Here is a 24,510-nt window from a genome sequence, read left to right as displayed (position 1 = left end):
CTTTTTCTAAATATTAAAATAAAGGGTTGTAGCAATGCCTATAAAAAGACAGTACCAAGCAAAATAGACCCATTTATCTTGTGCCATCATTTGGATGACGGCCCAAAGAGCTGCACAACCAACAATAAAAGAAGTGCCGAAACCAGTCAAAAACTGCATGGCACTAATTGCTGGCATTTCAGTCGCTGGAAGCTTGCAAAGCTGCCAGAGCTCGAGAACGGTTCCGCCTAAAATGGCTGGAATAGCTAATAAAAATGAAAATTGAATGGCTTCCTGTTTATCCCAGCCAAGCAAGCGCGCGGCTGAAATTGTAGCGCCGCTGCGTGAAACACCAGGAAGAACTGCCACGGCTTGAAACATGCCAATAGCTAGCGGATCTGACCAACGCATTGTTTTGCGTGTTTGTATGCGCACATAAACACTTGCGAAAAGTAGAGCCGCAGAAACAAGGAAGCAGACGCCTAAATATTCGGGCTGATCAAAAATAGCTTTAATGGGTTTGATGATGAGCACGAGAGGGAATAGAGGAAGGGTTCCCAAAACAATTTGTAAAAAGCGCTTGGGATGAGTCGTGATGCTACCTTTAATTTGGGGGTAAAACATATAGACAATAGCCCCAAGGGTTCCTAAATGGCAAATCAGATTGAATAACACATAAGTGTGCAAGTTCTCAAATCCTAAAAAATATTGAGCAAGCTCCAGATGGCCAGATGAGCTAACTGGTAAAAATTCAGTAATGCCTTGAACAAGGCCTAAAAAAAAGACTTCCCATGTTGTCATAAAAAAATCCGCTAAAGAGTTCGATGTCTGGGGTTTAGATCACCAGAGTGCCACGTCGAAGGTTTTTAAACAAGGGATAAAAGAGAGTGTAAAAAGAGGGCGATCAACGGGATTCGAACCCGCGACATTTGGAACCACAATCCAACGCTCTAACCAACTGAGCTATGACCGCCATTGAAGATACAATATTTTTAGGCAAATCGCTTATTTTAGTCAATGGGAAAATTTCGTTTTTCGTAAGGTGTTGAAAAATAGCGCTCTGGATGGGTGATTAATCGAAAAGAACGAGGGCGCAAAAAAGAAGCTCAAGGGAAAGATCAATCCTTATGCTCTTTTGCATAAATCGAGATCATAAGAGGGGCGCGCAATTTGACACGTCCTAGCGAATCTGGCTTAAATGAAGCTCCATGATTGGCCTATCGCTTCATCTTTTTCTGCTAAATAGCTTTGCAGAGCGATCAAGGCGAGCATAAGAATTGTGATGTAAAAGACAATCAAGCTATCTGGAAAAGATTCGATCTTAACGTAATGATCGAAGTGTTCTGGCATGCGATAGGTCAATTGAAGCACGAGGCTTGTATAGAAATTGTTGATTGAATGAATCGCTGTGCTGAGATAAGGGATAGGGCTTAATAGGCCGCCGAGTAGTAAGAGTCCGAGCGATCCAGAAACGAGGAAGGGAAAAAAAAGGTTGTAAAAGAGACTCATCCAGGGGAATTGCTGGAAAAAATAAAGGGTAAGCGGGAGTGCTGCTAAATTGACGGCGCATGCGAGTGCGAGGGCATCTCTAAATAGTGCCAGGATGATATAACCATGTTGATTCCATCCATTCATTTCAATCACTTCGCTTAAAGACCTTTTCGGCAGGATTCGAGAGAGTAGCTGGTTCATGGGGCTATAGGCGAGCAAAATGGCAGCTGTAACGAGAAAGCTGAATTGAAAGCCGATCGTTTGCGATAGAAGGGGATCGATCGCTAAGACGCCCATTAAGGCGATTCCAAGTGTATTGAGAGCCTTTGCTTGTCTTTCGCATAAGAAACCAATGACAACTATCGAACTCATGATCCACGCTCGCAAGATGGATGCCCCGGTTCCGAGAAAAAAAGTGTAAGCTGCGAGTATGATCAAGAGGAGTGTGGCCCCTGCTTTTCTTGGCACTAACAAGCGGAGAAAAAAGCTCAGGCACGAGGCAATGATAGAAAAATGGAAACCGGAAATGGCTAAAATGTGTTGAAGGCCAAAGCGAGCAAATTCTTCTCTGATCCAAGAGGAATCAAGATCGCCCGTTGCAAGCCCCGCTAGAAATAGTCCATTTAAAGAGTCTTTAAATTGTGCCCGGATCCATTGTGAAAGGCTTAATTTCCATTGAAAGCGGTCTTCTGCATAGCTCCAGCTATTAGACAGGCTCGACCATGCATTGTAAGGGTTTATTTTGAGTCGATAGCGCCCCTTCTCGTCCTCAACCAGCCTGCCTTGAACCAGATAGTCTTGATTGGCTAGCGGACGGTTAATCGTCATTTTATTGGGCAGCATTAGAGAACATGGAATTTGGTCAGCAATCGATTCTTTGGGTGCGGAGGTTGGAAAGAAGCGTTGCAACTGGCAGTGATAAATCCACTTCGATCCAAAAGGGGAGGTTTGCAAAGAGAGTGACTGTATTGAGATGTGAGCTGTTCCAGGTATGCCTTCTTCTGGCAAGGCAGGCCATGTATAAAACACGATAGCATGAGCCCAAGCCGCTAGAAAAAGGGCGAGGCTGAGAAAAAATTTGGGCAGGATGCGGCGCTCCTTATAAGAATGGCAGAAAAATGGGAGCCAAACTCCAAGGCATGGAATGAGCCACTCAAACGCATCGTAGAAGCCGGCATAGAATCCTAGCTGTAGTGAGATTCCATACAGTAGAGCAGGGTGGCTGATCCAAAATGTTATAATTAAGTTGGAAATTGGCATTTTCAATAAGAAAGATCTTTTTTTTCTGGGAAGAAATCGTTATACACAAAGTATTTGAAAATTTAGCTTCCAAGCAAACGCGAAAGCATCGCAGATCAAACACATGCAATGGCTTTAGCTTGATCCTATTTTTCTTATGTGATGGAATCATTGAGATGTCAATATTTTTTATCGATCTTATTATTAAAGGATCAGCCTATTATGGATCGACATGCTAAGGAATATTATAGTTTTTATTCAGATGGATCGCCGCATGGGCATTTTCATCGCGTCATTGAGTTAAATGAAGATCCCATGATTGATTGGCCGGAGGCCTCTAAAATGGCTCCTAGTCTTTCTCGGGGCTGGTATGAACTGGCTCAGCTACCCGTTCAAGACCGCATTGAGTTTACGCGTGAGTTTTGGCTGACTAAATTGCCCTACCATCCCCAGTTGAATGAATTTTTGATAAAGTTTTTCTCTGGTATAGACGATATTGGCATTTTTCTTACGCAGCAGAAATATGAAGATCCTTTTGAAGTCAGCTTTGTCTATAGTTTAATAGAGAATGGCGGATTTTTCCATGGAGGAGCGCCCGCCACAGAGCAAGAAATTATTGCCTTGCAAAAAGTGTTTCCGGACTATATTCTTCCATCTGATTATTTAGCATTTCTTCAAATCCATAATGGATTTGCGAAGCTAACAGATACGGGAATCACTAAATCTTTTGAAATGTCTGAAGCCTACTCGAATTTTCAAAAGTTATTAGAAAAGGAGTATCCCATTACAACTGCCAAGGGTGCAACGGTTAATCCGCATGCTCTGATTCCTTTTTATCAATCATTTGGAATGTCATTTTTTCAATGTTTTTGGGGGGATTGGTATCCAGATCATGAAATGGGAAACGTGTATTACTCGAGTTTGACAAAGACAATTTCTGACTGTACCAAGACAGACGATTGTGTCGAAACTATGGCTTTTGTCACTTTTACAGAATGGCTAATGTTTTATTTGGTAGTCCTAAACATGTAATGCTGAGAAAAGATTTCCTTTGACTTTTTGATGTCGTTTGGGTTTTCGTCTTTGGTTTATAACCCAGGAAAACAATGCTTCTAGAATGTCCAGCTTGCTCTTCAACATCGATCAAAAAAAATGGTCATATTCACAACGGAAAGCAAAATCACCAATGCCTTGCTTGTGGACGACAGTTTGTCCTTGATCCTCAGCAGAAAATAATTAATGAAGAGAAGAGATCGTTGATTCGCCAAGCACTTCTCGAACGAGTTTCTCTTGAGGGGGTCTGCCGAATTTTTAATGTGAGCATGCCATGGCTTTTGCAATTTATTAATGAAATTATCAAAGAACTCCCGGGTGATCTGAATGCGACGGTAACCTGTGCTGATGAGCTTGAAGTGGCTTTTGTTGAGTTAGATGAGCAATGGAGTTATGTTAAAAAAAAAGATAATCAGCAGTGGTTATGGCTTGTTTTTCATTCCAAAACTCGGCAGGTTTTGGCAATGCATGTTGGTAAGCGAACAAGACAAGCAGCTGAATGCTTATTAGAAAAATTGCCCGAAGACTTAAAAAAAAAGCCATCTTTTATACAGATAAGTTCTCTGTTTACTATGAAACCATTCCATGGCTTCAACATCGACCGGTTGGAAAAGAATCAGGTAAAACAAGCTACATTGAAAGATTTAATAATACCCTCAGACAAAGATGCTCTCGACTGGTGAGAAAGACTCTTTCTTTTTCGAAAAAACTAGCAAACCATATAGGTATGCTAAAATATTTTATTTGTGACTACAATCAAAGGCGAGCATTACATCTTTAGGACTACCTTTTATTTGGAAAAAATCGACTGATTTGATCACACATGTATCTGGTTAAAGATTTATACGAAAGACATGCTAAGCGCTTAAGTTTAGAGTTAACTGCTGGCAAAAAAGGAATGGATAGACGCATCAAGGTTCCTGAGGCTCATCGCCCCGGATTGAGCCTTTGCGGTTATCTAAAAAATCATGCTGAAAAACGCATTTTGATTTTTGGGAAGGTTGAAATCGAGTATATCCGCGATTTAGCTCCCCAAATCCGCATTGAGCGTTTACGCGCTATTTTAACGGCGAAGACACCAGCTGTCATTGTAGCCAGACGTTACCGCCCTCCAAGGGAGCTACGCACGATTTGTGAAAAATTAGGCGTGCCGCTCTTTCGCACTAATTTATCCACAATGAATCTTCTGAGTAAGCTGACACTGTTATTGACAGAAGAGTTTGCTCCGAGTGTCAGCTGCCACGGAACATTAGTGGAAGTTTTTGGCGTTGGTGTACTAATTCAAGGGGACTCGGCTGTTGGAAAAAGTGAAGCGGCTTTAGGACTCGTTGAAAGGGGGCATCGTTTAATTTCTGACGACATTGTCAAGGTGAAGAAGAAAGAAGGGGCTTATTTAGAAGGCTCTGGAGCCGCTTTGACTCGCCATCACATGGAAATTCGAGGGATTGGAATTATTAATGTGGCTAATCTCTACGGAGCTGTCTGTGTCCGCAATCAGAAAAGTATTGATATTGTCGTTCGATTAGAGGTGTGGCGGGATGAACATTTTTATGATCGCATTGGTTTGGAAGAAAAGTTTACGACGATTTTAGATGTTAAACTTCCTTATCTGCTCCTGCCTGTTAAACCCGGCCGCGATGTCGTCCTTTTACTGGAAACGATTGCATTGAATCATCGTTTGAAGGACATGGGATACAATTCGGCTCAGGAATTTAGTGCTAAAGTATTGGAATTGACAACATCGAGAGTGAGAAATAGAGTGCTGCCCTAACATAACAATATCTGCAAAAGATCTGGAAAATAGGATTCTGAATAAGTTCACAGCCTTTTTTCAGAAGTTTTTGTATATAAGTTCAAAATTCATCGAGGATAGGCGTTGTGAAAATGGTCTGCAAAGTTCAAGTAAAGAATCGAATGGGTCTTCACACAAGGCCTGCAACCACAATTGTCAAATTATTGCAAAATTGTAAGAGCGATGTTTACTTTACGCATAAGCAAGAGACTATTAATGCTAAAAGTATTTTGAGCATTCTCATGCTGGCCGCCAGAAGGAATTCTAAGATTACCATTGATGTAGAAGGTGAGGATGCCGATATGGTCATGTCTAAACTGCTCGAGGCCTTTGAAAATCAATTCGGAGAGTAAAAAATGCACGTCGATCCAGAAGAGGTAATTCTGACGGGGTGTCCTATTTGTCGCGGCATTGCTATTGGAAAACCGTTTTTTCTTAACCGAGATGAGTTTGTCATTTCTGAAAGGCTTATATCGGCCGCCGATACTGAACGTGAAGTCGAACGCTACCGCATTGCACTATCGCGGAGCAAACAAGACATCAAGCGCTTGCAAAAGCAGCTGGAGTCTGAGTCGGCTCTAGACGGGATTATGATTTTAGAAGCGCAGCTTGAAATGCTGGATGATCCTTTAATGACAAATGAAATTGAGCAGGACATCCGGCACACTCAAAAAAATGCTGAATTTATTTTTCAACAGTCTCTGGCTAAACTCCAAGAGCGTTTTTTGTCTTTAAAAGATTCTTTTTTTGTTGAACGCTTTAAAGATGTAGAAGATGTTTCTCAGCGCATTTTTTCTTATCTGTCTGAAAGCGGTAATTTTTCTTTGTGCGATGTTCCAGCCAATTCCATTGTGTGCGCCCAGGAGTTGACGGCTTCTGATGCTGCAGGCGCTCAAGCTTGCTATGTAGGAGCTTTTCTGACTGAAAATGGAGGAGTCACTTCGCACGCAGCCATTGTTGCTAAAGCGAAGGGGATTCCGTATATTTCTAATATTAGCCTCGATGTTATAAGGGAAAATGCCAATCGCACGATGATAGTGGATGGCCGGACAGGACAAATCATTCTGAATCCAACTGAAGCGACGCTGTACAAGTACGAGTTGCTGAAGCTGAAAATGAGTTGCCAGGTTAAGGCATTTGAAGAGGTTATCAATTGGCCTGCCCAAACGTATGATGGTTATGAAGTCCGCCTGCATGCGAACTTGGAGGTAGCTCATGAGATTGATTTGTTACATCAGTTAGGTGGAAGAGGAATTGGTTTATTCAGATCGGAATATATTTTCCTTCCCCAAAATGAGATTCCATCGGAAGAAGAGCAGTTTCACATTTATCGCAACATTATTGAGCAAATGAACGGCTTGCCAGTTGTTATCCGCACATTCGATTTGGGAGGGGATAAGGCTTCTTTACATCACTCGTTTTCTGTTGAAAGAAATCCTTTCTTAGGGTGCCGCGCAACTCGTTTTCTATTAAAAGAAAAGACATTGCTCAAATCTCAGCTAAGGGCGATTGCACGCGTAAGCTGCCTTGGCCAGGTCAGCATTTTATTTCCTATGATAGCAACTTTATCTGAGTTAAAGGAAGCTAAAAAAATGCTTCATGAAGTGTGTGAAGAGCTGCAGATTGGGCATGCCATTCGCGTTGGCTGCATGATTGAAGTGCCGTCGGCTGCTTTAATCGTCGATCACTTTGTGAAAGAATGCGATTTTTTATCGATTGGAACCAATGATTTGGTGCAGTATGCTTTGGCCATCGATCGAAGAGATCATACCGTGAATGAATTTAATGAGCCAACTGATCCAAGCGTTATCCGTTTAATTAAGTTAATCACGACGGAAGCGAATAAAGCCCATGTTCCGGTGTCTGTATGCGGAGAAATCGCTTCTGACCCTCGCTTTACTCCATTATTGCTCGGCCTTGGGATCCAAGAACTCTCTGTCGCTCCAAGGTATTTACCTGTCATTAAGAATGCTATACGCAGCACAAGTATTGTAGATGCCGTCCATTTGGCTGATAAGGCTCTTAGTTTGACGACGGCGCATGAGGTATTAGAATTATTGACGCATGAATATCAGAAAAATGTTCCTCACGACCTTTTCTATAACGTGAAGAGTAATGATGCTTAAGGTGTAGGCCTGAGTGGGATGCCGAGGTAGAAGTCTGGTTTTAAGCATGAAGGCCCTTTATAAGGCCCTCATGTTTAGATGACTCATTTGAGTGACTTATGCAAAGAAACCCGGCAATCCAGGAAGGGGAGGGCTTTGCTCTCTCAGACGCTTATGCGCATCTTCATGTGCAGCGCGAATTAAAATCTCTAAACCTTCTAAATCTTCAACGTCAACGCATTCGGGCTTAATTTTGATTTGCTTCATTTCGCCATCGCCAGTCAAAGTCACTGTCACTAAACCGCTGCCAGCAGCTCCTACGACCTCTAAATTGTGCAGCTCTGTTTGCACTCGGCTAATTTGTTGCTGAATTAAGCGAGCTTCTTTCTTTTTTTTGGAAAAACCTGTTCCCATTCTTTTATCTCCTTGTAGTTCATAACCTAAGTATTAGCCGCTCTGCAGGCCGAAGCCCCCGGTCTTAAGTCTTCAAACAATTTCATTTTTTGCAATCAGCGCAATTATGCGGAGAATGAAGTCTAGCTGTCAAGAGAAGTCATGAAATGATGGCAAACTCTCAGGCATTTCTTTGCAACCTTCCATCTAATTCAATTGCAGCAAATTGAAAGAGGGTGTCGTATCGATGCATGGGCGTCTTTTTGTCAATGCCTGTTCCAAAGACGGTGGCTGGCGCCGGTGGCGGCATTGGTGCAGGCGGTGCAACAGCTACTGGCTTTGGAGGCGCTGGGGCAGGAGCTACACGCTTAGGCGGTTCAACAGGTCTTTGGGGAGGCAATCCTAAATCTGCACGAGAGGGAGTAGGATCTTCACTGACAAATGATTCAAAGAGGGAAGGTGCCAAAACCTGCTGTACAGGTGCAGGGGGCGGCTGGGGATGCTTAGGTGCGGCAACAGGAGCAGACGGAAGGGCCTGCGCTTGTGGCAAAGGCACGGCAACAATGGGTGGTGGAGAGGGGGATTGTAACAGAGTTTTAGGTGGAGAGGGAGGGATGGGGTGAGGCGGTGTTGGCTGTGAATGAGAAGTGGAAGGAGGAGGTGTTGAGGCCGCATGTGGCAGAATGGTTTTCGATGAATGGGGCGATGGTGAAGATGCTACTTGTTCGCCAATGGCGTGCTCCAATTCGCTCAAACGGCGCACTAAAACTTCGATAGGCAAGCGAAAATGGCTGCGCATGATATGAAGTAAAATGGCTTCCAATGCAATTTTACCAGACTGGGCAAAGCGGATTTGCTGAGTCGACTCGATCAGATAATCAATTAAATCTAAGCATTGCTCCTGCGTGTAAAGGCGAGCAGCCGCTTCGTAAAGCTCTTTTTCTTTGGGTGATAATGAGAGAAGAGGGGAATTTTTTCCGGAGAGTTGAATCAGCAAAATATGGCGAAAGTGATCGACTAGGCCTTCAATGAAATGAGAGAGGTCTTTGCCTTCGGCAAAAATGCGGTGGGCAATTTCAAAGGCTTTGCCAAAATCGGCTTCTTTACCAGCCTGATCCAATTCAAAATAAGCTTCCCTTGGCATCAAGCCTAGTATAGATTGGACGGTGTCAGTGGTGATTTTTCCTTCTGAAAAGGCCAGGATTTGGTCAAATAGCGACTCGGCATCTCTTAGCCCGCCCTCTGCCCGCTGTCCAAGAAGCTGTAAAGCTTCTTCCTCTACATCCGCTCCTAATTGTTCGGAAATGCGGCGCAATTTCGCTACAATGTGAGACAGAGGAATGCGGTTCAAATTAAAACGTTGGCAGCGGGATAAGATGGTAGGAAGAACTTTGTGTGCTTCTGTGGTGGCAAAGAAAAACTTAACTTTAGGGGGAGGCTCTTCCAGAGTTTTCAATAAGGCGTTGAAGGCTTCTTTGGTCAGCATGTGAACTTCGTCAATGATGTAGACTTTATAATGCCCGGACGCTGCAGCATAGCCAACCGTTTCATTGATTTGTCTGATATCTTCAATCCCTCGATGCGAGGCTCCATCTATTTCTAAAACATCTAAACATGATCCGCTCGTAATTTCTCTGCAGGAAGAACATTGATTGCAGGGTTCAAAGTCTTCAGTTGGCTGCTGGCAATTGATGGCTTTTGCAAAAATGCGTGCCAATGTCGTCTTGCCTGTCCCGCGCGATCCGCAAAAAAGATAGGCTTGCGCCAAACGTTTAAATTTAATGGCATTTTTTAAAGTCGTGACAATGGCTTCTTGCCCCATGACTTCTTTAAATGTTTGGGGACGGAATTTGCGTGCAATGACTTGATAATCAGACATAAAACCCAATCTATATTTAGAAACGTCTCTTAGTTTAATGACCTAGGCGAATTTATGCAAATAGACTCTTTCTTTGTAACTGCTCCCAGCCGAAACAGCGCCTCTGCTATTTAAATTCATGGGCTTATTGCAAAAATCTAGCAATCATGGTGCTTAGTTGGACAGAGGTTAGTGAGTCCATAAAGATATAAGTAAGATTTAGAGGGGCTTAAGGAAAAATTAGGCATAATTTTTCTCTTTTCAGAATAGAGCGAATTAGATCATGATAGACGGCAACCATCAAGAAGATATTAACAATTTTTTTAAATCAAAAGGTGCGCTCTCTTCTTCATTGAGCAAAACCTTGCAATCACTGATGTGGCGGCGAGTATGGATACTTTTTATTCTCTAATGACGGCAAATATTCTCCTTCCACTCCTCGGGATAACACTAGGGGGGATGGGTGTTTTTTTTGTATGGGCTTTGGCAAAGATGCGTCGTTTGGAAGAGGAGAAGCAAAATTTATCGGCCGAGAAGGCTGCCATTCAAACCGATTGGATGCGTGAATGTGAAAGACGGGCCATTGCTGAAGAGAAAAATACGCGCCTTCCTGTCTTAGAATCTGACGTGAAAGAATTGCGTTTGTCCGAAGATAAAATGTTTGCAGAGAATTCCCTTTTAAAAAGTCAACTTGCTGAAAAAGAAGCCTGCCTTAAAAAACAGTCTGAGCATGAACAGGAAAAATTGCTTTTCCAGCAGCAGGCCCAAGAGCGTCTAACAGAGTCTTTTAAAGCCTTGTCGGTAGATGCACTAAAAAATAATATTCAATCGTTTTTAGATGTTGCCTCTCTCAAATTCGAAAAGCTGCAAGAAGGGGCAAAGCATGATCTTCAAATGCGGCAAAAAGCGATTGACGAGTTGGTTAAACCTGTTCAAACGACTTTACAAGCCGTTGACGTGAAAATTAACGAATTGGAAAAAGCTCGTTTGACTGCTTATACGAGCTTGAGCGAGCAGGTGCATGCGTTGGCTAAATCCCAAACCCAACTGCAATTAGAAACCTCTAACCTTGTCAAAGCCTTGCGGGCACCTCATGTGCGCGGTAGATGGGGTGAGATCCAGCTCAAGCGCGTTGTTGAAATGGCTGGCATGGTTGAGCATTGCGATTTTGTCCAGCAAGAATCTGTGACCGTTGATGAAAGGCGCCTACGCCCCGATCTGCTCATCAAACTACCGAATTCTAAGCAAATCGTGGTCGATTCCAAAGCTCCTCTGCACGCTTATTTGGAATCCCTGGAATGGCCGGACGAGACTGGCCGGATTGCCAAGTTAAAAGATCACGCTCGCCACATCCGTACTCACATTAACCAGCTGGCAGCAAAATCTTATTGGGACCAATTTCAGCCTGCTCCTGAATTTGTTGTGCTCTTTCTTCCGGGCGAAACATTCTTCAGCGCCGCCCTGGAACAAGATCCTGAATTGATCGAATGGGGTGTCGAACAGAAAATAATCCTGGCAACCCCTACAACATTGATTGCTCTTCTGCGTGCCGTGGCTTACGGATGGCGCCAAGAATTGATTGCCGAAAATGCACAGAAAATTAGCGAACTTGGCAAAACTCTTCACGATCGTATCCGGATCTTAGCCGAACACTTTGAAGAGGTGAGGCGAGGGCTTGAACGAACTGTCGAAGCCTATAATAAAACGGTCGGCTCATTCGAAAACCGGGTCCTTCCAACAGCACGCAAATTTAAGGAATTGGGCGCTTCCTCAAGCGATGAAATTCCTATTTTGGACACAATCGAAACAATGGCGCGCTCTGGACAAAAAGAAAGGCAGCTAACAAAAACTTTAAATTAAACTACAGGCAAGCTTCTCGTTCTTCCTTGTTAAAAGACTTTTCTGGATTGTAATTTTGAGTTTTAATTTTTATTAAATCGATTTTAATCTTATTTTTATTTATAATTTTAATTCGAATACTAACTAATAAAGGGATGATTTATGAATTTCACTGTTAATGTTGATTACAAGCAGGCAATTGAGGATTTTTCATGGAGCGATTCTCTTGAAGCGCCACTCCCAGTCGAGCTTGATGAATTCAACATGCTTATTACTGAGATTTCTAAAAAAATTATTACTGCTTCGCAGTTAAGACCTGTGCTGGAAATGATGTCATCTAAAACGTTGTCTTTAGCAGAGACCACGTATCTGATTGTTCAAGATCAAGATCGAAAAGCCTCAAACTCAATGACGCTTTCCCTCATTCAACAAGCTTCCACGATTGAGAAAAACCTTTTAAATCACACTGTTAAAAGGCTCTCGGAAGATTTTATTCAAGTGGCTTCAAATGACCTGAAAACGATCACATTACTTTTTGGAATACAGCGCGTGCATGATTTGGCTGGAGGAATACTCATTCGGAATCTAAAGCAAACTCAAATCGAGCAAGTAGAGTCAGACCTGGCTAAACTAAAAGAGTTAAGAAATAAATATGACCCTACTGCATTGAGCCAGGTGGAAAAAGATTTTCTTCAAAAGGCTGATAGAGAGATTGCAGAAAAGACTGAGCTTTTGGAAGCCTTGAAACTTTCAATCAACTAGGCGATATAAAACTTGCAAAGTTCAGGTTAGCAAGGATAGCAAAAAGCTCTTTTTGCTATCCTATTGATAACATTCGCAGATTCTTTCCTGGCAGACTTCTCATTCTTTTTTCTTCTAAATTAATTCTGATGTTTTCTTTTATTGAATGGGATTTTGATGGGTTTTAGTTTGACTTCAAACAATATCTAAAATAAAATTAACTCTTCCGTTTATTTTTGGAATGCAAGGATTACTATGGCCCATTCATTTTCTGGACCTTCTGTTTTTGGATTATTCATTCAGCCATTTATGGGATTTGGAGTGGGTTATACAATTGGACGCTGTACGAAAGCTGCTTCTCCCGGAGTATTTGGCCTGGCATTGGCAGTACATCAATTAGCCGAGATTGCCATTTATGGCATCGCGAACGGCTTGCTTGGTGATGGAGGGAGGCGATCGGCCAAGATTTATGCGATGACCAATATCACCTTCAGTTTGACTACAATGGGACTCTTATACCGCTGGGGTTTAATTGGGCAAATTGGAGTCATTGTTAGCGCTGTTTTGATTGGCATCGAATCGTACACGAAATGCAAAGATTTTTCCTATTATAGAACAGCTCAGCTGGCTCAATAATTCTCTTACTTTCCATCGACTTCTCTAAAACTTATGGCTTCCAAGAGATGAGCTTCTTCGACAGTCGGATAGGAGGCTAGATCGGCTATGGTACGGGCGATACGCAACAAGCGGTCGCACGCGCGTGCCGAAAGCCCCATCCCTTCAATGGCAGTGTGTAAGATCGATGTACATTGTGCAGTCAATTGACAATGCTTTTTAAGTTCGGCGGCTGTGAGCAATGCATTTGTTCTTCCTGACCCTAACCGTTTCGATTGGATCGCTCTTGCCTCTACGATGCGGGAGCGGATAGTACTCGATGATTCGCTGTCTGATCCCTCTAAAAGATCTTGATAGCGCACCGGGGGCACTGCAATGTGCATGTCCAATCTGTCTTTTAGCGGGCCTGAGATTTTTCCATGATAGCGTTCAATTTGTGCCGGGGTATCCTTGCAAGGTTTGTCAGGGTGGCCTAAATAGCCGCAAGGGCAGGGATTCATGGCTGCTACGCACATGAATGTCGTGGGAAAGGTAAACTTGCCGCTTGCACGGCTGATGGTGACTTTGCGATCTTCGATAGGCTGCCTTAAAACCTCTAAGACGGAACGGGGAAATTCAGGTAATTCATCCAAAAATAAAATCCCTTGATGAGCGAGCGAAACCTCTCCAGGCCTTGGATAGGTGCCTCCACCAATTAATCCCGCATAACTAATGGTGTGGTGTGGAGAGCGAAAAGGGCGCTGCGAGAGAAGATACTGCCCTTCAGGGAGTAGACCAGAAATGGAATGAATGCGGGTGACTTCTAGTGCCTCCTCCCATGTTAGGGCCGGCATGATGCCTATCAATGCTTTTGCCATCATCGTTTTACCACAGCCTGGAGGACCAGATAGAAGGATGTTGTGCGCTCCTGCAGCGGCAATTTCCAGAGCCCTTTTGACGTGGGATTGCCCTTTGATGTCTTTGAAATCAATCTGCGGAGTTTGAGTTAATTCTTCAGGTCTAGTGAAAGGGGGAATGGGTTTAAAGTCATCGGGATTGTGTAAAAACTGTACGGCTTCTTTTAAGCTCTGAATGCCAAAAATTTGAATTCCTGTGACGGCGGCAGCTTCTTTGGCATTGCTGGCAGGAAGCAGTACGCCTTTTTTCCCCATCTCTTTAGCAAGGAGGGCTATTGCTAAGGCTCCAGCTATTGGGCGCAGCTGGCCGCTTAGGCCAAGCTCTCCTATAATCAAATAGTCGGCATGCCGATCTTGGTCTTTTAACATGCCGAGCGAACGCAACAAGCCGACGGCGATTGGAAGATCGTACAAAGCCCCTTCTTTTTTTAAATCGCCAGGAGCTGTATCCGGCAAGCCAACAATGACTAGTGTCAATTTGTCAGCTTTGAGAACATCGACTTCAACCTCTACAGGAATTGCTTCGAGGCCATAAAGGGATAGGCAATGAATGCGCGAGAGTGACATAAAAACACCAGAAAGTAAAAAATAAACTTTACATTCTTTGGTTTTTTTAATGAAGAACGATTGTACAAGAGGTTTGCTTTAAAAGCTTTTGAGCTTTTGGATCCATTCTTCTGGGATGCCGGCTTGGGTGCGAGGGGCTTCATGGAGGACAAAGCCTTTAGCCCTTTTGGGCGTTAAAAGGGTGGTGGCAAGGGTGCTTTCCCAAGTATCCCATTCAGTCATGCCCTCATCTTTTAAGCGGCGCAGCCAATGCCAGCCGAAACCAACGTGCGCGATTTCGTCTGTAAGGATAGTTGCCATCAACGCGGCCGATTCTGTATCGCCAAAATGAAGAAATGATTTGCCGTACATGGGAGCAAAGTCCAGGTTGGCCATTTCAAACGTCAGGCTCATCAAGCTAATGTAGTGGATTGGAGAAGTGATGTGAGGGGTATGCTTCCAAAAATGTTTGTAGAGAGGCAAATCGCCGAATTGAATTCCCAGCTGGCTCATGCGATTCATATACAGGCGGACATGCCCTTGCTCTTCGCGCAAAGTATTGGCTACGCCGCGACGGAAATTTTTGGGTGCATCTGGAAAGGCAAGCAGAGTGAAAGCCATCATTTCGACAGCCAATAACTCATGCCCTGCAAAGCGATGAAGGCAAATAGCCCGTTTGTCAGGATCATGATGCTCTTGAAAGGAGGGGAGTCTTTCCTCGCGCGTGTGTCGATTGAAAGACATCCCTGCTGGACGAACAGGCTCGGTCCAAATGAGAGGCGAGCCAGGCTCAAAGTCTGTTAAAAGACCTGGATGATCCAGCTTACCTTCCATTGTGTCAGCAGCTAAAATGGATTGAGCCCACTCACGCAATTCCATCGTCAACTACTCGAGTGATAACACAAAATAAGCCGGGAAGGCATAGTTGTTATTTGGCCGAGGAGCCACGCGTATAGAGACTTCATGTCCGATAAAGTCTTGTAAATTGACTTGCGTGCTGTAGAGAAACGCTATAGGCAATTTACTAGAAGAATTGATCAACATGTAATCGCCAGGCTTGTTTTTAACTGGACGGGTATAAGGGTCTACAATTCCTTTTAAAATAAAGGCATTCTTCATTTGCTCTTCGTAGAACATGTTTGGGTTGTTCTTGCCAGTTTGTTCGACCCATTCTGCAAATAATCTTTCTTCCGCTGGCAACCAAATAGACATGTTGACAGGGAGCTGGGTGGGTTTCTTAACTGGTTGAACAAGAGCTGGAGTACTGTTTGTGACTGTAGTTTCTTTTTTGTCTTTTTCGATCTTCTGCTCTAAAGTAGCTAGCTTCGTTTTATGAGCATGCAACTCTTCAACTAACTGCTTGTTTTTAGCTTCTAAGACAGTTGATGAACGCTGTGCTTGCGACTCTAAAAACACGAGTTTTTTGGCAATATAAGCGTCCTGAAGAGATGCTAACAACTCTTTGGCTTTAGCTGCAGCTTCGGGGAAGTCTGTGTAGTCGTGGATGATGTGCTGGTAATTCGATTTCACACCGTCTAGATTAATTTGATCGAAAGGCTTTGCCATTTCAAGACGGCTGATTGATTCTGTATTTGATAAGAGGCTGTAGACATCTTCCTTTCTTTTTTCTTGGCGTGCCATCAAGCCTGCATCGCCAATCTTTTCTATGTATTCTTTGGCAATGTAATAGCGTGTAGAAGAAGGAATTTTGATTTCGAGCCACTTGTTGTTGGATGGGCTAATGACACCCTCTACATGGTCGCCAGAATTCAGTTGAGCAATAACTGGTGCATCTAAATCAGGCTTTAGCCTTACGTTGACACGTGTGCCTTCCACAATGTTGTCCAGAATATAAGTTCTAAATACATATCCTTTAGCATCTGCTGGAGGTTGAATGGCGTAAAAATCCTCTGTTTCTCCCAGCACGACAACCATGTCGTTACGCTGGAATTCACGTAAGACATGTCCGTCATAGGCCGGTTGTAGGCGAAGACGAACTTTGTTTTTTGTAATTTTACCAGTAAAGGCGTCATATGAAGAAGCCTTTGGCGCTACTTTTTCAGCAGGTGATGTAGAATGGATAGCAGGCGCTTCAGCTTTACCTTCGGCTGTCAAAGAAGATAGAGGGAGTAGCAAAGATAAAACAGTTAATAAAGAGGGGGGAGCTTTCCTCATCATTTTGTCCTCATAAAATAAACAGGTTAAAATCGGTAACTGAAAAAGGATTCTAAAGTTTTAAGACTTTTATGCAAAGCATTTAGAGAAGAGAAGATGGGTTTCGGAGATAGCAAATTTTTTATTTACAGGTAGGCCAAAGAAGTTTTCTAAGGAGCATGCTGCCTTGCACGACTCCTGAGAAAATCTAAGAGGGTGTTTACAAGTACGATCCGGCTGCTTTGCAATTTTCTAGCAAGTTTAGAGCACACCAACCCGATCGGATTTTTACCCTCTAAGGCTTAGCTTTTTAAGACGGCTAAAATATGCTCACATCCCGCTTTTCCACAGGTGCAACCCACTGGTTGTCCTAAATAAACACTGTATTTCTCATGTTCATTTAATCGACTTGCGACCGAAAAGAGCTGCTCTCCTGTTTGAGTAATCATCCACTCTTGAAATTGTAAGTCAGCATCCGAAACTTCTTCGATGATTTCTTCACCAGGCTGGCTTGCATCCGAGCTCATTGCACGTGCTATTTGACAGTGAAAACAATTGCAAAAAGGTTCGGCTTTTGGCAAAGACAACTCTTCGGCTGGGGCAATGATCTTGGAAATAGCGCCGATTTTTTGTAATACCTCTGCTGGCAAATCAGCCGCGTTGGCTTGCGATGGATCGTGCTGTAAGGCTGTCGATAATCCTTCCATAGGAGAGCCAAATACGAATCGTAAAGGAGATTCACCTTGTTCTAGCAAATCTTTTAGGCTCTCTTCCTTTGAAACAGAGGTTTGTAAAGGAGTTGGCATCTGTTCGTTATCTAAGTAAGCTGCGTGCCGCATGAAGATCTGTTCAATCGTCTCGTTTGATAACCCAGGTACATTGACTGTATCTCCATCAACCAAAGTCACAGCCATCACGCCTCCCTTCATGTGCAGTGCTGCAATATGTGCCCAGCTAGTCGAAAGATAAGGGGTAATACTGAGGATTTTTTCTGTGATTTTTACTTGCATAGCGCTCAATCTCCTTTAACCAGATAATCATCTAGTTGCTTGATTTTTTGAGCAAAGATGGGCGAGAAACGTCTATCTTCACTGTCTTAGATAGAAAAGAAAAAAATGAGATGATAAGCCGTATGCCTCTTCTCTATCGATGCCTACACCTTGCAATTGTTTCCAATTACATCCGATGTATTCAACCTATTTTACACATAATGAGAATATTTAGCAATGAATTTAGCACTCTGGTTGTTCAAGTGCTTAATTCAAGGAGCGCTAATTTATAGAGTAATAAACTTTTTGCTTGTCACTGATCAAGGGGCTGCGTATGATGGCTCCTTATTAGGTTTTTTAAGGAGAATGACGTGGCGCACAAGACATTTGTTATCGATACCAATGTGTTCTTAATAGATCCTGCTTCGCTGATGAAGTTTCCTCGCAATCATGTAGTCATTCCTGTCGCAGTTTTAGAAGAACTCGATAAGATGAAGCGTTTGCCCAACGAGCTTGGAAAAAATGCTCGCGAAACGATTCGCATCTTGGACTCGTTGAAAAAAATCGGAAAGGGCAATCTACATACTGGTGTTAAGCTGGATAATGGGGCTACGGTTAAGATCCAGCTCGAGGTTAAGACGGACTATAAGTATAACTTTGAGCTTACGATCAACGACAATCGCATTTTGATGGCAGCCTATCTTTTGCAAGAACTTGGCGAAAAGGTTGTTTTTGTATCCAAAGATTTTGCCGCACGCTTAAAGGCTGAAGCGCTTGGGATTGAGGCTGAAGATTATGAGAACTTTAAGTACTCCTACGAAGCGGTCTATCGAGGCATTCATCGCATTGAAATGCCAAAGCATGAGATCGATTTATTCTACAAAGATGGAAAGCTTCCCCTTCCACATTTAAAGACGGAGCCCCATCCAAATGAATATTTTGTGATGACTTCTCCAGAAAATTCATCGGCGATTGGAAAGTATGATCCCGTTCATAAGAGCGTCGATTCTCTTTTAAAGCCGACTCAGCTGTGGGGAATTAAACCGCGCAATGTTGAGCAGCGGTGTGCGATGGATCTCCTTTTACGCGACGATATCAAGCTTGTGACCTTAATGGGGCCTGCTGGAACGGGGAAAACAATTTTAGCCTTAGCTTGCGGCTTGCGCAAAGTATTTGACGAAGGAGTGTATTCTCGCATTCTCGTCACGCGTCCCATTGTTCCACTCGGGCGTGACATTGGCTATCTTCCTGGAACCAAAGAAGAAAAGCTGTTTCACTGGATGCAGCCCATTTACGACAATTTAGAATACCTCTGCGCATCGACCGGAAGCGAATCAAATGAGACTCTCAAGTGGGTCATGGATAGTAAAAAAATTGAAATGGAAGCCGTGACTTATATTCGTGGAAGAACGCTTCCTAAAATGTTCATGATTATTGACGAGGCCCAAAACTTGACGCCTCATGAAGTCAAAACGATTATTTCTCGGGCTGGAGAGGGAACGAAAGTCGTTTTAGCTGGTGATCCAACCCAAATCGACAATCCTTATCTCGATAAGGACTCTAATGGATTGACATTTACCGTCGGTCGCTTTTTAGACCAAAAAATATACGGTCATATTTTCTTAGATAAAACAGAGCGTTCAGAATTGGCCGCCTTGGCCGCTGAAGTGATGTAAATCCACCAAGTTAAGCTGTTTGCCTAGAACAGGACTCTCAATAATTTCTCTTAAGGAGAGATTATTGAGAGTTTATCATTGCTACGAATTCTTTCGCTCCTTTAATAAATGATTGCAGATCTCCTTTATATGAATTTTATTTTTCTTTAATTCCTTATTAATAATAGTCGTATCATATGTGCGGCTAACAAATTAATAAGGGTGGTATCATGCACGCTATTTCCTCATTTTTTTTAACTTTACCGCAAGAAGGAAGCCTGCCAGCGAAGCAGACGGTTTCATTTTTTGGCAGAGTGATAAGTTTCATTTCTGGCTGTTCTTTCGATGAGAAAAGCAAGGCTGGGCAGTTGATGCTGATTCATAATTTGATTGAGGAAGTCGCTTATAGAGCTTTTGCTGAGAAAATTGTCTCTTTAAACCTCGTCGATGATCAGATTTCTGAACAACAGTCAGGAGACATTTTGGCCCATATTAAAAAGCAGGCTCACATTGAGATGTATAAAAAAGATGGCTATATTGCTAAAAGAGCCCAATTGCTTGATCCCTCTCAAGTGCAGAAAGTCATTGCAAGTGTGGGCAAAATTGTGCACGATCGCGATACGAAATTGACAGATGCGCGCTATCCTTCGCTTTCAGAGATGCTAATGGGATTAGATGACCATAATACGATGGTGAAAGAGATTCTCATTCAATCGTGGTATAAGCTAGAAGAATTTACAGATTCGGAGCACGAGCATTTAGACATGATTAAAAAGAATGTCTCTTTTTACGAGATGGTGGATAAACAGTTGAAGTTTGATTTGAAAGCGGAGTTGAGCTACAGAAAGGCCTTTTGGGACCATTACTTTCCTGGAATGAGAAAAGCGACCGAAGACATGACTCAAACGGATACGACCCGGAACTTTGTTGAAATCATGGAAGTGCGCGCTCTGTTTCAAGGATTCACGCTCAACGAGGAGCGTTGTCATTTTGACTCTCTACATGAGGCTGATCTCGGTGAAAAATTATTTAAATACCTTTCTAGTTGGGATCAAGAGCTCTTTTTCGAGCCCCGTAAAGTATTCAACCAAGTCAGAGGTAAATCGATTCCCATGCTTCCTCTGATAAAAAATGAATCGATTACGGTTAAAGAATTCATAAGCCGTTATTTTCCAGAACGTGCAAGCTCACCTAGTTAATCAAATAATGGATCAAGGAACAGCTCGAGGCTTCAGGTCTCTTTTATTACTGGCTTTGTACGTGCTTATCGCCTGGCAAAGCCAGGTGATAGCTTCTTCTTCACACAATGTTTTGACTCCCCAACAAAAGACTTTTTTTCAAGACAATGGCTTTTTAGTGGTTGAAAATTTTGCTGCAAGCGGGGTATGCGAGGCATTAAAAAAAAGAGCTTCGGAGCTTGTTTCTACATGCAATTTTTTGGAATTAGCCTTGATCCATGCAGGCCAACCTAAGCCCTTCTCATGGGAAAACTATTACTTGGGTAAGGGAGAAAAACTATGCTTTTTCTTTGAAGAGCAGGCGTTTCAGTTTTCCCATCCCGAACAGCTTGATAAAGCCAGGCACATCAAAAAAATAAGCTATGTCTTGCATGAGAGCGACCCGTTCTTTAAAGAGTTTTCCTATCAGCCTAAAATAATGCAGATTCTTAACGAGCTGGGATGGGAAGATCCACATCTGCTTCAATCGATGTATTTGTTTAAGCAGCCCCATATAGGTAGTGCGGTTGCTTGCCATCAAGATAGTACCTTTATCCATACACAGCCTGAGTCGTTGATTGGGTTTTGGTTTGCTTTAGAAGAAGCTACGATTGAAAATGGGTGTTTGTGGGTATTGCCGGGCGCCCATCTCACTGGATTGAAATATAAAATGCTCAAGACAAAAGAAGGGGAGATTATCTACGATATTTACGATGAAACCCCGTGGCCCCTTGCCGAAATGATTCCATTAGAAGTCGCTAAAGGAAGTCTAGTCGTCATGCACGGACATTTGCCCCACTTGAGCCGGGAAAATCGCTCTGAGCAATCCCGCCAAGCATACGCTTTGCATATAATTGATGGCAAAAGCGCTTATTTGCCATCTAACTGGTTGCCATTAAAATCGGCTGAGGGGCGTCTACCATAGCCTCTAGGGCTATTGGAGCCCTCCGGAAATGAAGAGAGTCTCTCCTGTAATCCAGGAAGCTTCATCTGAGGTTAGAAAGACGACGGCCGGCGCAATATCTTCTGGCTGGCCGATTCTGCCAAGCGGTGCTTGCGTCTCTACTTGCTTGCGAAAATCACTTGTGTCGATTCCTGCTGCATGCACACCTTCGGTTTCTACCATGCCGGGATTGATGGCATTTACGCGAATCTTACGGGGCCCCAACTCTTTACTTAAGCACTTAGTAATGGCATCCACGGCTGCTTTTGAGGCACTGTAAACAGTGGTTTCTGGAAAGGTCAATGTGCTCGAAACGGAGCTAATATTTACAATGCTGCCGCCATTTGATCCAAAATGCTTGGCGGCTTCCTGTGAGGCTAAAATTAATCCAAGCACGTTCAGATCGAATATTCTGTGAAAAGAGTCAGGAGTGACGCTTTCTAAGGAGCCAAATTCATAGACGCCGGCGTTATTAATCAAGATATCAACTCGTCCAAATGTCTTTAAAGTAGTGGTAAATAGTTTTTGAATGTCGGCTGGCTGAGCGATATTGGCCTGAATGGCAATAGCTTTACCTCCGTCTCTTTCAATGCTTTCTACTACGCGATCTGCACTCTCTTTGCTTGTCGCATAATTGACAGTGACGGATGCACCCTCTGCAGCCAGATGCTTGGCAATTGCAGCTCCAATACCTTTGGAGGCGCCAGTTACGATAGCCACTTTTCCGGTTAATTTCTTAGACATGGGTTAGCTCCAGGTTTGATAGATTCGGTTTGGGGCGCTAGCGATCAGCCAAGCTTTGCTGATCGCTCTTATCGTTTGAAAAATTCAATAAATTTAGATCAGAAGGTATAAAGTCAAATAGGCGAAGTCAAGAAATTATTTATTAAAGAATGCCAAATTTCAATCGCCTATTGGAGTTGTTCTGGTTACAGTTGCAAAAAGATCTAAAAGGAGGAAAGATGGCTTTTTTAGGGATTGATCATGTCGTTTTGACAGTAAAGTCAATTAAGATCTAGCTTCATTTCTATTGTGAGGTATTGGAATGGATGGATTGACTTTTGGAAGCTGCCGCAAAGCTCTTTTATGCGGGCAGCAAAAAATTAATCGGCATGAACCTGGCAGCGAATTTGAGCCTAAAGCCCTTCATCCTCAGCCTGGATCTATGGACATTTGTTTTTTGACGGATACTCCTTTAGATGAATTCATTGAAATCTTGAATGAACATTCAATTGAAATCATCGCTTAAAGTGCATTATGTATGATGCTAAACTTGTTGGTTTAAAATCCCTGCTTCGTTTTTTTTTGAAAACGTCGGCATATATCATCGATATTTAAATTATGGATATCATTAGTTTCTCATGTGCTGGATGTTGATTTAAGTATTTGTGAGCAAATGATTTGAATTGCACTGGTTGTTTTGGGATTCATTTCTCCTTTATCGGCAGCCCATTTCCAAAATTCAATAAGTGCTTTTCCAGAAGTATCTATGTGTTCCATCATGATTTCTTTTTTTAAAAGCTGTTGCAGTATGTAATAGATATCTTGTGTTTGTTAATATGTAGTCTAGATTTTTTTATATTAAAGAAATTACGATGTGAAATTTTGAATTGGAGTGATAAAGATAGGTTATGGAAAAATTATGAGACGTTTAGCGGATATTTTTTGAAATATTTATATTATTTTCCCAATGAAAAGTAGGGGCTTTGAATTCCCTCATTTTTGGGCTCAGGTATCAATATACGTACTCTCTTGTTGTGCAACAATGGGTCTGCTTCATACAGTTAAATAAAAAATATACGTTTTAACTTTTATGGGGACTGGATGAAAAAACAGTGCTTGGATGCCCCTCAACTATACGACCATTCTAATTATCAATATCTTGAATGGCCAGGGACTCAATATGAGCAAAATTATATTGCACCTTTTCTAAGCTCTCCATCGAGCAATTACGTGAGTAATGTGAAGACCAAGATGTGCGTTTTAAAAATGGGAGAGCAGTTATTCCCTCTGACGGTAAATGATGCGGAGTATGATAATTCCTATGTGACCTCTCCTTTTACCATGTATATTACATATGGAAAACAAGAGCTTCGATTTTTAAATAACCAACTGTTGAGCCAGCTGTTATCTATTCCTTTAGCAAGTTTGGGCACTTTATTGAAAGTCTCAGAGATCAATCGAGTGGCTTGTGTTAACAATTGGTTGCTGTCGACGAATCTTTATCACAATTTAGAGAACATCTCTCTTAAAAAGCTGACTTGCCATCTCATAGAACGCTTTCCACAACATGCCATCATGTTTCGCTCCCTCAATCGACACACCAATGCAGCTTTGATGGATTCATTGCAAGAGTGCGGGTATCTATTCGTTCCTTCTCGAGAAGTTTTTATCTTTGATAAAAAATTAAAGGATTATGCCCACCGACGAGTGACGCAGCAGGACTTTGACCTTTTAAAAACAACTCCTTATCAAATTCTTTCTCATGAAGACATCACAGAAAAAGATTACGAACGGATTGTCGAGCTCTATTATCTCCTTTATATAGATAAATACTCTGATTGCAATCCGAAATTCACTCCTGCCTTTATTAAATTGTGCCACCAGCAGAAGCTCATGAATTTTCATGGTTTGCGTGGAGTTGACGGGCATTTAGTTGGAATCATTACTTCATTTAATCGGAACGGGATTTTGGCGACTCCCATAGTGGGATATGACACGCAATTATCTCCAAAAGAAGGCCTGTATCGCATGTTGACAGCCCTCTCTCTCCAAGAATCCTTGGATAAAGGTTTGGTTTTTAACATGAGTGCGGGTGTTTCCGAGTTTAAGAAATGGCGGGGTGGTGTCGGTTTTATCGAATATAGTGCTCTCTACTGCCAGCATTTGCCTTTTTATAGAAGAGTGCCATGGAACATTCTGCATTTTCTAATGACACGCATTGCAATTCCCATGCTCCATAGGTATAAATTTTAAGCTTCAAACTCAAGTAGGCCCACTCACAG

At 42.6% G+C, this 24,510-nt stretch carries 22 protein-coding genes and 1 tRNA gene; 13 read left to right on the top strand and 10 right to left on the bottom strand.

The features are described 5' to 3' along the window. Nucleotides 1-6 precede the first annotated feature (6 nt). The 3 genes from PNK_RS09370 to PNK_RS09360 all read right to left on the bottom strand — a co-directional run bounded on the left by PNK_RS09370 (nucleotide 7) and on the right by PNK_RS09360 (nucleotide 2,730). Complete coding sequence (locus PNK_RS09370) at nucleotides 7-780, bottom strand: undecaprenyl-diphosphate phosphatase (protein ID WP_059061683.1); 774 nt, start codon at nucleotides 778-780, stop codon at nucleotides 7-9. 98 nt (nucleotides 781-878) lie between these two features. Then, nucleotides 879-952: transfer RNA gene (locus tag PNK_RS09365), tRNA-His, on the bottom strand. 221 nt (nucleotides 953-1,173) lie between these two features. Next, entirely contained in the window at nucleotides 1,174-2,730 is a 1,557-nt protein-coding gene (locus tag PNK_RS09360) for a ComEC/Rec2 family competence protein (RefSeq protein WP_059061682.1), read from the bottom strand. A gap of 201 nt (nucleotides 2,731-2,931) precedes the next feature. On the opposite strand from PNK_RS09360, the gene PNK_RS09355 reads away from it, so the two are divergent. The 5 genes from PNK_RS09355 to ptsP all read left to right on the top strand — a co-directional run bounded on the left by PNK_RS09355 (nucleotide 2,932) and on the right by ptsP (nucleotide 7,680). Continuing rightward, nucleotides 2,932-3,741 (top strand): SMI1/KNR4 family protein, encoded by an 810-nt coding sequence (locus PNK_RS09355; RefSeq protein WP_059061681.1) that lies wholly within the window; start codon nucleotides 2,932-2,934, stop codon nucleotides 3,739-3,741. A gap of 74 nt (nucleotides 3,742-3,815) precedes the next feature. Next, nucleotides 3,816-4,543, top strand: a protein-coding gene (locus PNK_RS09350; RefSeq protein ID WP_197560202.1) for an IS1 family transposase whose coding sequence is annotated in 2 segments (ribosomal slippage) — nucleotides 3,816-4,287 and nucleotides 4,287-4,543 — 729 coding nt in all. Because the reading frame shifts where the segments join, the coding sequence is not laid out codon by codon here. 42 nt (nucleotides 4,544-4,585) lie between these two features. Then, complete coding sequence (gene hprK / locus PNK_RS09345) at nucleotides 4,586-5,533, top strand: HPr(Ser) kinase/phosphatase (RefSeq protein ID WP_032123976.1); 948 nt, start codon at nucleotides 4,586-4,588, stop codon at nucleotides 5,531-5,533. Between the two features lie 113 nt (nucleotides 5,534-5,646). Then, the gene (locus PNK_RS09340; protein ID WP_032123977.1) at nucleotides 5,647-5,907 is read left to right on the top strand and encodes an HPr family phosphocarrier protein; all 261 of its coding nucleotides are present in this window, start codon (nucleotides 5,647-5,649) and stop codon (nucleotides 5,905-5,907) included. 3 nt (nucleotides 5,908-5,910) lie between these two features. Beyond that, a complete protein-coding gene (ptsP, locus tag PNK_RS09335) occupies nucleotides 5,911-7,680 on the top strand; it encodes a phosphoenolpyruvate--protein phosphotransferase (protein WP_059061680.1) in 1,770 nt (589 codons plus the stop codon). Nucleotides 7,681-7,776: 96 nt separating this feature from the next. On the opposite strand, the gene PNK_RS09330 is transcribed toward ptsP, so the two are convergent. Both PNK_RS09330 and dnaX read right to left on the bottom strand, forming a co-directional pair. Further along, a complete protein-coding gene (locus PNK_RS09330; RefSeq protein WP_032123979.1) occupies nucleotides 7,777-8,073 on the bottom strand; it encodes a YbaB/EbfC family nucleoid-associated protein in 297 nt (98 codons plus the stop codon). A 160-nt stretch (nucleotides 8,074-8,233) separates the two neighbouring features. Continuing rightward, the gene (gene dnaX / locus PNK_RS09325) at nucleotides 8,234-9,931 is read right to left on the bottom strand and encodes a DNA polymerase III subunit gamma/tau (protein WP_059061679.1); all 1,698 of its coding nucleotides are present in this window, start codon (nucleotides 9,929-9,931) and stop codon (nucleotides 8,234-8,236) included. A 369-nt stretch (nucleotides 9,932-10,300) separates the two neighbouring features. Here dnaX and PNK_RS09320 point away from each other — a divergent pair, with 369 nt between their 5' ends. The 3 genes from PNK_RS09320 (at nucleotide 10,301) to PNK_RS09310 (ending at nucleotide 13,126) form a co-directional block, all read left to right on the top strand. Then, nucleotides 10,301-11,770 (top strand): DNA recombination protein RmuC, encoded by a 1,470-nt coding sequence (locus PNK_RS09320; RefSeq protein ID WP_231909242.1) that lies wholly within the window; start codon nucleotides 10,301-10,303, stop codon nucleotides 11,768-11,770. Nucleotides 11,771-11,911: 141 nt separating this feature from the next. Then, complete coding sequence (locus PNK_RS09315) at nucleotides 11,912-12,511, top strand: hypothetical protein (RefSeq protein ID WP_059061678.1); 600 nt, start codon at nucleotides 11,912-11,914, stop codon at nucleotides 12,509-12,511. A gap of 234 nt (nucleotides 12,512-12,745) precedes the next feature. Beyond that, on the top strand, nucleotides 12,746-13,126 hold the full coding sequence (locus PNK_RS09310; RefSeq protein ID WP_059061677.1) for a hypothetical protein: 381 nt from the start codon (nucleotides 12,746-12,748) through the stop codon (nucleotides 13,124-13,126). A gap of 5 nt (nucleotides 13,127-13,131) precedes the next feature. Here the strand turns inward: PNK_RS09310 and PNK_RS09305 are convergent, their stop codons facing one another. From PNK_RS09305 to PNK_RS09290, 4 genes are all read right to left on the bottom strand, one after another. Next, on the bottom strand, nucleotides 13,132-14,568 hold the full coding sequence (locus PNK_RS09305) for a YifB family Mg chelatase-like AAA ATPase (RefSeq protein ID WP_059061676.1): 1,437 nt from the start codon (nucleotides 14,566-14,568) through the stop codon (nucleotides 13,132-13,134). A 78-nt stretch (nucleotides 14,569-14,646) separates the two neighbouring features. Further along, entirely contained in the window at nucleotides 14,647-15,426 is a 780-nt protein-coding gene (locus PNK_RS09300; RefSeq protein ID WP_032123984.1) for a DUF455 family protein, read from the bottom strand. Nucleotides 15,427-15,432: 6 nt separating this feature from the next. Beyond that, complete coding sequence (locus PNK_RS09295) at nucleotides 15,433-16,725, bottom strand: SH3 domain-containing protein (protein ID WP_158021777.1); 1,293 nt, start codon at nucleotides 16,723-16,725, stop codon at nucleotides 15,433-15,435. 278 nt (nucleotides 16,726-17,003) lie between these two features. After that, on the bottom strand, nucleotides 17,004-17,711 hold the full coding sequence (locus PNK_RS09290) for a hypothetical protein (RefSeq protein ID WP_059061674.1): 708 nt from the start codon (nucleotides 17,709-17,711) through the stop codon (nucleotides 17,004-17,006). Between the two features lie 350 nt (nucleotides 17,712-18,061). Between PNK_RS09290 and PNK_RS09285 the strand changes: the two genes are divergently transcribed. From PNK_RS09285 to PNK_RS09275, 3 genes are all read left to right on the top strand, one after another. Beyond that, nucleotides 18,062-19,366, top strand: coding sequence for a PhoH family protein (locus tag PNK_RS09285; protein WP_032123987.1), 1,305 nt, complete (start codon nucleotides 18,062-18,064; stop codon nucleotides 19,364-19,366). A 209-nt stretch (nucleotides 19,367-19,575) separates the two neighbouring features. Next, nucleotides 19,576-20,544 carry a hypothetical protein gene (locus PNK_RS09280; RefSeq protein ID WP_059061673.1) on the top strand — a complete coding sequence of 323 codons (969 nt, stop codon included), beginning with the start codon at nucleotides 19,576-19,578 and terminating at the stop codon, nucleotides 20,542-20,544. 7 nt (nucleotides 20,545-20,551) lie between these two features. Beyond that, nucleotides 20,552-21,487: a phytanoyl-CoA dioxygenase family protein gene (locus tag PNK_RS09275; protein WP_158021776.1), complete on the top strand. Its 936-nt coding sequence runs from the start codon at nucleotides 20,552-20,554 to the stop codon at nucleotides 21,485-21,487. A 9-nt stretch (nucleotides 21,488-21,496) separates the two neighbouring features. Here the strand turns inward: PNK_RS09275 and PNK_RS09270 are convergent, their stop codons facing one another. After that, nucleotides 21,497-22,249 carry a glucose 1-dehydrogenase gene (locus PNK_RS09270; RefSeq protein WP_032123989.1) on the bottom strand — a complete coding sequence of 251 codons (753 nt, stop codon included), beginning with the start codon at nucleotides 22,247-22,249 and terminating at the stop codon, nucleotides 21,497-21,499. 301 nt (nucleotides 22,250-22,550) lie between these two features. Between PNK_RS09270 and PNK_RS09265 the strand changes: the two genes are divergently transcribed. Further along, complete coding sequence (locus PNK_RS09265) at nucleotides 22,551-22,754, top strand: VOC family protein (RefSeq protein ID WP_051981655.1); 204 nt, start codon at nucleotides 22,551-22,553, stop codon at nucleotides 22,752-22,754. A gap of 575 nt (nucleotides 22,755-23,329) precedes the next feature. Then, nucleotides 23,330-24,481 (top strand): hypothetical protein, encoded by a 1,152-nt coding sequence (locus PNK_RS09260; protein ID WP_059061671.1) that lies wholly within the window; start codon nucleotides 23,330-23,332, stop codon nucleotides 24,479-24,481. Nucleotides 24,482-24,510: the final 29 nt, after the last annotated feature.

It is taken from the genome of Candidatus Protochlamydia naegleriophila, from assembly GCF_001499655.1.
GTDB classification, from domain to species: domain Bacteria; phylum Chlamydiota; class Chlamydiia; order Chlamydiales; family Parachlamydiaceae; genus Protochlamydia; species Protochlamydia naegleriophila.
Note: the sequence above shows the minus strand (reverse complement) of the source record. Positions and strands in the feature narration are given on the sequence as shown.